The 10,703-nt window shown below is 75.6% G+C and carries 9 protein-coding genes and 1 pseudogene; 8 read left to right on the plus strand and 2 right to left on the minus strand.

Annotation, left to right across the window (positions count from 1 at the left end; translation table 11 throughout):
- Positions 1-171 precede the first annotated feature (171 nt).
- Positions 172-1,911: a sensor histidine kinase gene (locus HCN56_RS07235; RefSeq protein ID WP_312871100.1), complete on the plus strand. Its 1,740-nt coding sequence runs from the start codon at positions 172-174 to the stop codon at positions 1,909-1,911.
- 33 nt (positions 1,912-1,944) lie between these two features.
- Here HCN56_RS07235 and map read toward each other — a convergent pair whose 3' ends face one another.
- Positions 1,945-2,718, minus strand: a complete 774-nt coding sequence (gene map / locus HCN56_RS07240) for a type I methionyl aminopeptidase (RefSeq protein WP_167968657.1) — start codon at positions 2,716-2,718, stop codon at positions 1,945-1,947.
- Between the two features lie 66 nt (positions 2,719-2,784).
- Between map and HCN56_RS07245 the strand changes: the two genes are divergently transcribed.
- Positions 2,785-3,087 carry a helix-turn-helix domain-containing protein gene (locus HCN56_RS07245; protein ID WP_167968658.1) on the plus strand — a complete coding sequence of 101 codons (303 nt, stop codon included), beginning with the start codon at positions 2,785-2,787 and terminating at the stop codon, positions 3,085-3,087.
- A 261-nt stretch (positions 3,088-3,348) separates the two neighbouring features.
- Here HCN56_RS07245 and HCN56_RS07250 read toward each other — a convergent pair whose 3' ends face one another.
- Complete coding sequence (locus tag HCN56_RS07250; protein WP_167968659.1) at positions 3,349-4,005, minus strand: response regulator transcription factor; 657 nt, start codon at positions 4,003-4,005, stop codon at positions 3,349-3,351.
- Positions 4,006-4,302: 297 nt separating this feature from the next.
- Between HCN56_RS07250 and HCN56_RS07255 the strand changes: the two genes are divergently transcribed.
- The 6 genes and pseudogenes from HCN56_RS07255 to HCN56_RS25760 all read left to right on the plus strand — a co-directional run.
- Positions 4,303-5,337, plus strand: a complete 1,035-nt coding sequence (locus tag HCN56_RS07255) for a LacI family DNA-binding transcriptional regulator (protein ID WP_167968660.1) — start codon at positions 4,303-4,305, stop codon at positions 5,335-5,337.
- Positions 5,334-6,959, plus strand: a complete 1,626-nt coding sequence (locus tag HCN56_RS07260) for a sugar ABC transporter ATP-binding protein (protein WP_167968661.1) — start codon at positions 5,334-5,336, stop codon at positions 6,957-6,959. Before HCN56_RS07255 ends, HCN56_RS07260 begins: the two co-directional genes overlap by 4 nt.
- Positions 6,949-8,916, plus strand: coding sequence for an ABC transporter permease/substrate-binding protein (locus HCN56_RS07265; RefSeq protein ID WP_312871101.1), 1,968 nt, complete (start codon positions 6,949-6,951; stop codon positions 8,914-8,916). Before HCN56_RS07260 ends, HCN56_RS07265 begins: the two co-directional genes overlap by 11 nt.
- A gap of 56 nt (positions 8,917-8,972) precedes the next feature.
- Positions 8,973-9,890: a ribokinase gene (locus tag HCN56_RS07270; protein ID WP_167968670.1), complete on the plus strand. Its 918-nt coding sequence runs from the start codon at positions 8,973-8,975 to the stop codon at positions 9,888-9,890.
- A 203-nt stretch (positions 9,891-10,093) separates the two neighbouring features.
- Positions 10,094-10,459 carry a hypothetical protein gene (locus HCN56_RS07275; protein WP_167968662.1) on the plus strand — a complete coding sequence of 122 codons (366 nt, stop codon included), beginning with the start codon at positions 10,094-10,096 and terminating at the stop codon, positions 10,457-10,459.
- A pseudogene (locus HCN56_RS25760) lies at positions 10,456-10,703 on the plus strand (hypothetical protein); the annotation flags it as partial. The gene HCN56_RS07275 and the pseudogene HCN56_RS25760, both read left to right, overlap by 4 nt.

A 10,703-nucleotide genomic window follows, 5' to 3' on the forward strand; every position in this document is an offset into this window, starting at 1 on the left:
ATTCTCCTTCTACTGCTGCGTGGGCGCGGGAGCCGGGGGCCGGGTCCCGTCCCCGACCATCCTCCCGTCGGCAGCGGACACCGGCTGTCCGCTACGGCCTGGCGGGAGCACCGCACCTGACGCCCGCGGAGGCCGGCCTTCGGCACCACGGGTGCTGCCTAGGGTGGGCGGGTGAAACCGAGACGACGGGCACGCGCCACCTGGCGGCGCTTCGCCGCGGAGGACATGTGGAGTTCACGCCGGATCGTCGGCGAGACGGTGGCGGCGCTGGCGACGGCGGCGGTGGCGGGGGTGGGCGCGTCCGGTTCCGGCATGGCGGGGGTTGTACTGGGAGCCACCAGCGCCGCCGGCCTGTGCGTGCTGCGCCGCGCCCTTCCCGCGAGCGCCCTGGTGGCGGCCTGCGGGCTCGCCGGGGTGTGGGGAGGCTTCTGGCTGCTGATGCCACTGGTGGGCTGGTCGGCGGGCGGGCGCGTCCCCGCGGCGCGTCGCGTCATTGCCGCCTTCGTCGTCGCCTACGCGCTGCACGCGGCACCGGCCGTGGAACCGTGGCGGGGCACGCCCGACCCGCAGACGTTGCTGCTCCTGACGGTCGGGTTCGCGACCACCACCGTGCTGCCCGGGCTGGTGAGCCGCTACCGTGCCCAGCGCCGCACGCTGCTGGTGGCGCTGCACGAGCACAACGAACAGCTGCTGCGGGAACGGGAGATGATCGCCGCCCACTGGCGGCTGCGCGAGCGGCAGCGCATAGCGGAGGACATGCACGACAGCCTCGGCCACCGGCTGGCGCTGATCACGGTGCAGACGGGCGCGCTGGAGGTGGACAGCGGGCTCAGCGGCGACCAGCGCGACCGCGTCCGGATGTTGCGCGAGGCGGCGGCGGAGGCGATGCGCGAACTGCGGGAGGCGGTCGGCGTGCTCCACGAGGACGGTGTCGGCGTTCCGGCCCAGTCCTCGGGGCCTGCGGCGCGGGGCTCGGCCGGGATCGGGGCCCTGGTGGCCGACGCACGGCAGGCGGGTGCAGCGGTCGAGCTGCACCGCACGGGTGAGACACGGGCGCTGGAACCGGCGGCGGACCACACCGCCTACCGGATCGTCCAGGAGGCGCTGACCAACGCGCTGAAGCACGCGCCGGGCGCCGCGGTGACCGTGGAGCTTCGGTACGAGCCGGACGCGCTCGTCGCCGAGGTCGCCGACGGCGGGCCCCCCGCCCCCGTACCGGTGGGTGGTTGCGCCGCGGTGAGCGGCGGTCAGGGGCTGACCGGGCTTCGCGAACGGGCCCGGCTGGTGGGCGGCCTGCTGCACGCCGGGCCGACCGAGGGCGGCGGCTTCCGCGTCGCCGGAATCCTGCCCTACGGCTCGGCCCCGCACCACGTGACGCCCGAGGGGGAAGCGGGCGACGGCGGTGGGCGCGCCCTGCAGGGGGCCGCCGGGCCGCCTCGGGTGCCGGACGGCGGAGCGGAGGCCGAGCACGGCTGGCCGGCCGCCGGCACCGGAACGGGGCCGGTCGACTGGCACGCGCCGCAGCGGCGGCAGCGGGAGCTGGCGACCGCCATGGGCCGCAGCTGGCGGGGGGTCGCGCTGGGGTGCGGCACCGCGGCCGTCTGTGCGGGGGTGCTCCTGGGGTTCGGGGTGTGGGCGCTGCGGGAGTGGGACTCCTCGCTGGTCTCCCCGAGCGACTACGCGGCGATCGAGGTGGGCGCCGACGAGGCCGCGGTGCGGGACGGCCTGCCCGACGGGTCGCTGCTCGTCACCGACGTGGCGGGGGCGGAGCCGCCGCGGCCCGCCGGAACGGAGTGCCTGGTGCGTGCGTCGACGGAGCAACCGGACGACGCGGACCTGGTGGCGCTGTACCGGTTCTGCTTCGCGGACGGGGTACTGGTCGCGAAGGACGCGTACACCACCGAGTGGTGAGCGGCCGCGGAGGTCGACGCCGCACCGCGGCGGTCAGTGGGTCGGGAGCGTGAGGATCTCGGCCCCGTCCTCGGTGATGGCGATGGTGTGCTCGGTGTGGGCGGTGCGGCATCCGGTGGCGCTGCGCAGGGTCCAGCCGTCCGCGTCGATGGCCAGCGTGGCGGTGTCCGCCATGACCCAGGGCTCCAGCGCCAGCAGCAGCCCGGGGCGCAGCCGGTAGCCCCGCCCGGGGCGGCCGGTGTTCGGGACGTGGGGGTCCTGGTGCATCGTCGACCCGATGCCGTGTCCGCCGAACTCGGTGTTGATCGGGTAGCCGGCCTCTCCCAGCACCGTTCCGATGGCGTGGGAGAGGTCCCCGATGCGGGCGTCCGGTCCGGCTGCGGCGATGCCGGCGGCCAGCGCGCGCTCCGTCGCAGCGATCAGGGCCACGCTCTCGGGGTCGCCCGTCCCGCCGACGAGGAAGCTGATGGCGGCATCCGCCGCGACGCCGTCCTGCGCGACAGCGAGGTCGAGGGTGAGCAGATCGCCCGGGGCGAGGACCTGGTCGCGCGGCCGGCCGTGGAGGACGGCGTCGTTGACGGCCGTGCAGATGTAGTGGCCGAAGGGCCCCCGACCGAACGACGGCGCGTAGTCGACGTAGCAGGACTGCGCCCCGGCGCCGAGGATCATCTCCTTCGCCCAGCCGTCGATCTCCAGGAGGTTGGTGCCCGGCACGGTGCGGGTGCGCAGGGTCTGCAGGATGTCGGCGACCAGGGCCCCCGAGGTACGTGCGGTGGCCACGCGGGCCGGGCTCAGGATCTCGATCACGCGACGCTCTCCTCGTGCCTTCCAATAGAAATACCGGGACTACTATACCGGTACTAGTATCGGGGCATGGTCAGGTTGCCGCTCACCCCGGCCGAGGTCGCCCGCGGACAGCGCCTCGGCGCTCTCCTCCGGCGCGCCCGCGGGGATCGTTCGATACTCGCCACCGCGCTCGACGCGCGCGTGTCCCCGGAGACCCTCCGCAAGATCGAGTCGGGGCGGGTCGCCACCCCCGCGTTCCCCACGATCGCGGCCATCGCCGACGTGCTCGGCCTCTCCCTGGACGCCGTGTGGGCGGAGGTCAGCCGCCCGGTGGACGACGCGACGCCGGAGACGGCCGGGCAGCAGGGGCGGCAGCGCGTCGCCTCATGAGCGAGGACGTCACGCCCTCGGCGGGACGCCCGTCCTCAGCGACCCGCGGCACCCGGCCGGGGCGTGCCGGCCGAGGGCACTGCGGGAATCGGACACGGCTGCCGCGACGTGCGGTGGGCGCCCGGGCGAGCAGGGGCGGGACAGCCCTCCCGATCGACGGCCCGTCGCGGCCGCGGTCGTCCGCACCCTGCGGGGCGCCTCGCATCTCCCCGCGTCGCGCGGCGCCGGTCACGCCGTCCGGCCGCAGCCGCGTGGGCCCGATCAGGCCGGCCCCAGCCCCGCGTCCCGGGCGAGCAGCGCGGCCTGGACCCGGTTGTCGCACTGCGACTTCGCCAGGATTCGACTCACGTAGGTCTTCACCGTCGCCTCGCTCACGTGGATTCGGCGCCCGACCTCGGCGTTGGAGAGGCCTTCGCCGAGCAGGGCGAGCACCTCCGTCTCCCGGCTGCTGAGCGCGGCCAGCCGATCACGCGCGGCCGCGCGCCGGGTCGACTCGCCGCCATCGGCCAGCGTGTCGACCACGTGGCGCGTCACTCCCGGCGAGAGGAACGCGTCGCCGGCCGCCGCCGCGCGCACCGCCCGGATCAACTCGGCGGGCGCCGCGTCCTTCAACAGGAAGCCCGCTCCGCCGGCCGCCAGAGCACGCAGCACGTACTCCCGCTCCCCGAACGTCGTCAGCACGAGCGCTCGGACGGCGGGCGCCGCCCGGCGCAGCTCCGCGAGTGCCCCGAGGCCGTCCAACGCGGGCATGCGGATGTCCAGCAGCGCCACGTCGACCGCGTGAGAGCAGGCGAGGTCGACCGCCTCCCGGCCGTCCGCGGCCTCGGCGACGACCTCGATGTCGTCGGCCGACGCGAGTATCTGCCGGATGCCCGCCCTGATGAGCGGTTCGTCGTCGGCGACGAGGACCCTGATCACTGCTCTCCCGGTATTGCCGATCGGCCGACCCGGCGCCGCGCGGCGCCCGCGCGCCGCCCTCCCCGGGGGCGCCGATCCTACGGGAGAGGCACTTCGGCCCCGTCGCCCGCCGGCGCTCCGACCCGTTCCGCGACGCCGCCCCGCCGGCCCCGACCAGGTCACGATCCGGTCTCGCGTGCGCTCGGGGGTTGCGCCGACCGGCATGTAATCGATTTCATCTGCCGTGCCACCGCCCGGTGGGCGCGCCGCACCGCAGCGGTGTGCGCCGGGTGGCGGGTCCACGAGGAGGTGGAGTGCATGGCGGGCATCAGGGATGTCGCCGCCGCCGCGGGTGTCTCGGTGGCGACCGTCTCGCGGGCGCTCAACGGGCACCGGTCCGTCAGCCCGGAGACCCGGGAGCGGGTTCTCGGTGCCGTCGACCGCCTGGGCTACCGGCCCAATGCGGTGGCGCGGTCGCTGCGCACCGACCGGACCCGCACCCTGGGGCTGGTCATCAGCGACGTGATGAACCCCTACTTCACGGAGCTGGCCCGGTTCACGGAGGAGGAGGCGCGGGCTCACGGCTACAGCGTGATCATCGGCAACGCGGACGAGCGCCCCGAACTCCAGGACCACCACATCCGCACCCTCCTCGACCGTCGGATCGACGGTCTGCTGGTCTCCCCCGCCGACGGCCGGTCGCCGTTCGCGCCCGGTACGCGGCTGCCGACGCCGCCCGTGGTCCTGGTGGACCGGTGGGTCCCCGGGCTCGACGTGACCGTGATCCGCGCCGAAGGCGCCACGGCCGTCCGTGAGTTGGTTGCGCACCTCCACGGGCTCGGGCACCGGCGGTTGGCGGTCATCACCGGCCCGCCGGCCACCACGACGGCGCGCGAGCGGGTCGAGGCGTTCCGCGAGGCTCTGGCCGAGCAGGGGATGCACCTCCCGGAGGAGTACGTCGGCGAAGGCGACTTCCGGGCCGGCAGCGGCAGGCGCGTCACCGAGCGGTTCCTCGACCTGCCGGAGCCGCCCGAGGTGGTGTTCGCCACCGACAACCTCATGGCGCTCGGCGCCCTGGACGCGATCCGGGCCCGCGGGCTCCGCGTGCCCGAGGACATCGGGGTGGCGGCGTTCGACGACATCCCCTGGTTCCAGCACACCGACCCCCCGCTCACCGCTGTCGCCCAGCCGGTCGCCGACCTCGCGCGGGCGGCAGTGGGCGCCCTGGTCGACCTGATCGAGGGCCGGCCGGCGCGGTCGGTCACTCTCCCGGCCCGCCTGGTGGTCCGCCGCTCCTGTGGCGAACCCCGGGCCGGCACCCCCCTGACACCGCGTCCGAGGAGGTCCGCGTGAGCAGCGACGACGAGGTGCTGCGCGTCGAAGGAGTCCGCAAGTGCTTCCCCGGGGTGGTCGCCCTGGACTCGGTCGACTTCGACCTGCGGCGCGGCGAGGTGCACGCGCTGCTCGGGGAGAACGGGGCCGGGAAGAGCACGCTCATCAAGGTGCTCGCCGGGGCGCACCGTCCCGACGCCGGACGCCTCCTCGTGGAGGGTCGGGAGGTGCGCCCGGAGAGCACGCGCGACTCCGAGCGGCTGGGGATCGCCACGATCCACCAGGAGTTCACGCTCGTCCCGGAGCTGACGGTCGCGGAGAACATCTTCCTGGGCCGGCAGCCGCGCCGGTTCGGCCTGGTCGACCGCCGGCGGATGGAGGCGGCCGCCGCGGGGCTGCTGGCCCGGGTCGGGCTGGACGTCCCGCCGCGCGCGCGGGTGGCCGGCCTCGGCGTGGCGCGGCTGCAGATGGTGGAGATCGCCAAGGCGCTCTCGCTCGACGCTCGCGTCCTGATCATGGACGAGCCGACCGCGGTCCTCACCTCCGGGGAGGTGGAGACCCTCTTCGGCCTCGTGCGGCGGCTGCGCGCCGAGGGTGTGGGCATCGTCTTCATCACGCATCACCTGGAGGAGATCGCGGCGCTCGCGGACCGGGTCACGGTGATGCGCGACGGCCGCACGGTCGGGCAGGTGCCGGCGAGCACCCCGGAGGACGACCTGGTCCGGCTGATGGTCGGCCGGGACATCGCGCAGCAGTACCCGCGCGAGGCGTCGCCGGCCGGGCAGCCGCTGCTGTCGGTGCGCTCGCTCTCCCGCGCGGGGGCGTTCGCCGACGTCAGCTTCGAGGTACGCGCCGGCGAGGTCGTGGGCCTCGCCGGGCTGGTCGGCGCGGGGCGCACCGAGCTGGCGCGCGCCGTCTTCGGTGCGGACCCGTACGACGCGGGGCAGGTGGAGGTCGAGGGCAGGCCGGTGCGCGGCGGTGACGTGGTCGCGGCGCTGCGCGCCGGGCTCGGGCTGGTGCCGGAGGACCGCAAGGGGCAGGGGCTGATGCTCGACGCCTCGGTCCAGGACAACCTGGCGCTGGTGACGCTGCGATCGGCGACCCGGGCGGGGCTGGTCGACGTGGCGGGGCGCAGGGCTGCCGCGGCACGCGTCGCGAAGCAGTTGGGGGTCCGCATGGCGGGTCCGGGGCAGCCGGTCCGCACCCTCTCCGGCGGCAACCAGCAGAAGGTCGTCATCGGGAAGTGGCTGATGGCCGACACCCGGGTCCTCATCCTCGACGAGCCGACGCGCGGCGTGGACGTGGGGGCCAAGGTCGAGATCTACCGGCTCGTCAACGAGCTGACGGCGGCGGGCCACGCCGTGCTGATGATCTCCAGCGACCTGCCCGAGGTGCTCGGCATGAGCGACCGGGTGCTCGTCATGGCCCAGGGGCGGATCGCCGGGGAGCTGGCCGGTGAGGCGGCGACGCAGGACGCCGTGATGGCCCTCGCGTTGGCCACCGGCCCACCGGAGGGCGCGCCCGCGGCGCCGCCCGGGAGGCAGGGGCCACCGGCCGGGCACGGGCCGACGGCAGGACAGGACAGCGGGGCCGCCGACGGCGACGGCACCGACAGCGACAAGGAGCGCCACGGTGACCAGTGAGACGACGAGCAAGCCGACCACGGGCAGCGGCGCCCGTGACCTGCGGCGGCTGCTGCTGGACAACGGTGCGCTGACCGCGCTGCTGGTGCTGCTGGCGGCGATGGCGCTGCTCTCCGGTGACTTCCTGACGACCCAGAACCTGCTGAACGTGGGGGTCCAGGCGGCGGTGACCGCCATCCTCGCCTTCGGCGTCACCTTCGTCATCGTCTCCGGCGGCATCGACCTGTCCGTGGGATCGGTCGCCGCGCTGTCGGCGACGGTGATGGGCTGGCTGGCGGCCGGCGACGGCCTTCCGGTGTGGTTGGCCGTCCTGCTCGCGGCCGGGGTGGGGCTCACCTGCGGCCTCGTCAACGGTGCGCTGATCGCGTACGGGAAGCTGCCGCCGTTCATCGCGACGCTGGCGATGCTCTCGGTGGGCCGGGGACTGTCGCTGGTCATCTCGCAGGGCAGCCCGATCAACCTCCCGGACTCGCTGTTCTTCCTCGGCGACAGCATCGGCGGCCGGCTCCCGGTCCCGCTGCTGATCATGGCGGGGATGGGTCTGGTGACGGCGTTGATCCTGGCGCGCACCTACCTCGGGCGGTCGATGTACGCCATCGGGGGCAACGAGGAGGCCGCCCGGCTGTCCGGACTGCGCGTGGACCGGCAGAAGCTGGCGATCTACGCGCTCTCGGGTCTGTTCGCGGCGGTGGCGGGCGTCGTCCTCGCCTCGCGGCTGGGTTCGGCGCAGCCGCAGGCCGCCCAGGGGTACGAACTGGACGCCATCGCGGCGGTGGTGATCGGCGGCGCGAGCCTCGCGGGCGGCGTGGGCAAGGCCTCCGGGACGCTGATCGGGGCGCTCATCCTGGCGGTGCTCCGCAACGGCCTGAACCTGATGTCGGTGTCGGCGTTCTGGCAGCAGGTCGTCATCGGTGTCGTCATCGCGCTCGCCGTGCTGTTGGACACGGTGCGGCGCCGGGGTGGGAGCGGCGGCGCCGGCGGCGGGACGCTCGGTGCGGGGGCCGGCGGTGGCGCGGGCGGCGGACGGCGGAAGCTGCTGCGGGGCGGCTTGGCCGTGGCGTGCGTGGCCGCGGTGCTCGGGGCGGCCATGTACCTCACCCCGGGCTCCGGCGGCAGCGGCGCCACGCGCGTCGGGATGTCGCTGTCGACGCTCAACAACCCCTTCTTCGTGCAGATGCGCGACGGGGCGCAGGCGGAGGCGGAGGCCGCCGGGGTCGACCTGACCGTCACCGACGCGCAGGACGACGCCTCGCAGCAGGCCGATCAGCTGCAGAACTTCGCGAGCGCGGGAATGGCCGCCGTGATCGTCAACCCCGTCGACTCGGACGCCGCCGGTTCGGCGGTGCGCGGTGCCAACCGGGACGGCGTGCCGGTGATCGCCGCGGACCGCGGGGTCAACGACGCGGAGACGGCCGCGCTGGTCACCTCGGACAACGAGGAGGGCGGGCGGCTCGCGGCGCAGACCCTGGCCGAGCGCATCGGCGGCGAGGGCAGGATCATCGTGCTGGAGGGGACTCCCGGCACCTCCGCGAGCCGTGAGCGCGGCGCCGGTTTCACCGAGGGGCTGCGCGACTACCCCGGCATCGAGGTGGTGGCGCGCCAGCCGGCCGACTTCGACCGCACCAAGGGGCTCGACGTGATGACCAATCTGCTCCAGGGAAACCGGGACATCGACGGGGTGTTCGCGGAGAACGACGAGATGGCGCTGGGCGCCGTCCGGGCCCTGGGCGACCGCGCCGGGAGCGACGTCGCGGTCGTCGGTTTCGACGGGACGCCCGACGGCCTGGCCGCGGTGGAGGCGGGCACGCTGCACGCCTCGGTGGCGCAGCAGCCCGAGGAACTCGGACGGGTCGCGCTGCGCAACGCGCTGCGGGCGGTCGAGGGCGAGGAGCTGGAGGAGACGGTGCTGGTCCCGGTCAGGGTCGTCACCGCGGAGAACGTCGGGGAGTTCCGGTGAGCGGCACGACCCGCACGCCGGGGGCCGGCCCGGCGGGCGGCGGCGGCCGAGCGCGCGTGGAGGTGCTGGTCGTCGGGTCGGCCAACGCGGACCTGGTGGTCGGCGTGGAGCGCCGCCCCGGCGCCGGGGAGACGGTGCTCGGCACCGATCTCGCCGTGCACCCGGGCGGCAAGGGCGCCAACCAGGCGGTGGCGGCGGCGCGGCTGGGCGCCGTGACCGCCCTGCTGGCCCGCGTCGGGGACGACGCGCACGGCGCGCTGCTGCGGGAGTCGCTGCGGGAGGCGGGTGCCGACACCGACGGGGTCCTCGGCGGCCCCACGCCCACCGGGGTCGCGCTGATCACGGTGGACCCCTCCGGTGACAACAGCATCGTGGTCGCACCCGGCGCCAACGCCCGGCTCGCCCCCGACGACGTCGTCGCGGCCCGGGCGCTGCTCTCCCGCGCCGCCGTCGTCTCCACGCAGCTGGAGATCCCGCTGGAGACGGTCGTCGAGCTGGCGCGGCGGCTGCCGCCGGAGTGCCGGCTGGTGCTGAACCCCTCGCCGCCCGCGGCGCTGCCACCGGAGGTGCTGCGCGCGTGCGACCCGCTGGTCGTCAACGAGCACGAGGCCCGTTTCCTGCTGGGGGCCTCCGGCGGCCGGGCCGGCAGCGGGTCAGTGGAGGAGGCCGCGTGGGCGGCGGCACTGCTGGAGCTGGGTCCGCGGTCGGTGGTGGTGACGCTCGGGGCGCGCGGGGCACTGGTGGCGTCGCGCGAGGGCAGCGAGTGGGTGCCGAGCCCGGCGGTGCGGGCTGTGGACACCACCGGCGCCGGTGACGCGTTCACCGCCGCGCTGGCGTGGCGGTTGGCGCGGGGCGAGGAGCTGGTCACGGCAGCCCGGTTCGCGGTGCGGGTGGGGGCGGTGGCGGTGACCCGGGAGGGAGCGCAGCGCTCGTTCCCGACGTTCGACGAGGTCGGGGGCGTGGCCAAGGGCTGAGGGCGCTGCGAGCCGCGCCGCCCGTACCGAAGCCGGGGCCGACCGACGAGCGCGCCGCCCGGGCGGCCCTGAGCCCGGCGGTGCGCCGGTTCACGCCGAAGTGGCCTCCGCTCCGGGAGCGGGCACTATGCGGCGCCCCGGTGGGAATCATCCCGGTACGGCGTGCTTGCGGTGGCGCCCCGGCAGCTGAGGGGAGACGCACGATGCAGTGGTACCTGGCGATGGTGCTCGGCGCGGCGGGCGGGGCGCTCACCGAGCTGCTGGTGCTCCACAGCCGCATCGCGGCGTGGCGGTCCGCCAGACGGGGCGCCCGGGAGCGGGGCGAACCGCTGGTGCCGCTCGCGCGGTACACCGATCCGCCGGCGGACGCCCTCGCGGCGGTGAGCCTGGTGGTGTTGGGCGCGGCGGCCGGGCTGCTCTTCCACAACCAGGTCGTCGGGGTGGCCGCCGCCATCGCGGTGGGTGTCTCCGCCCCGGCGCTGCTGCGGCAGCTGGGGAACAGCACGACCGTCCGCGAGGCGGTGCAGGGCCCGGTGACCGCGGGCGTCGACGGCGAGGCCCGCCCGTGACCGGCTCGCTGCCGCGGCGGTTGCGGGTCGCGCTCCTCGGCGCGGGCCCGGCCGGTGCGCGGCATGTGCGGCACACGGCGGGTCGGTCGCTGTGGCGCCGGTACCTCGCCTCCCTGCTGGCGGTGCCGCTCCCACCGGCCGGCACCAGGGCCGGCCCGCCGGCTGCCGCGCCCAACACCACCAGGCTCACCGCCGCGAGGGCGTCCGCCGGCGGATCGGTGTACCGCGCGAGCGGCACCAGCGG

The sequence above is a fragment of the Streptomyces lonarensis genome (assembly GCF_012033735.1).
Lineage (GTDB): Bacteria > Actinomycetota > Actinomycetes > Streptomycetales > Streptomycetaceae > Streptomyces > Streptomyces lonarensis.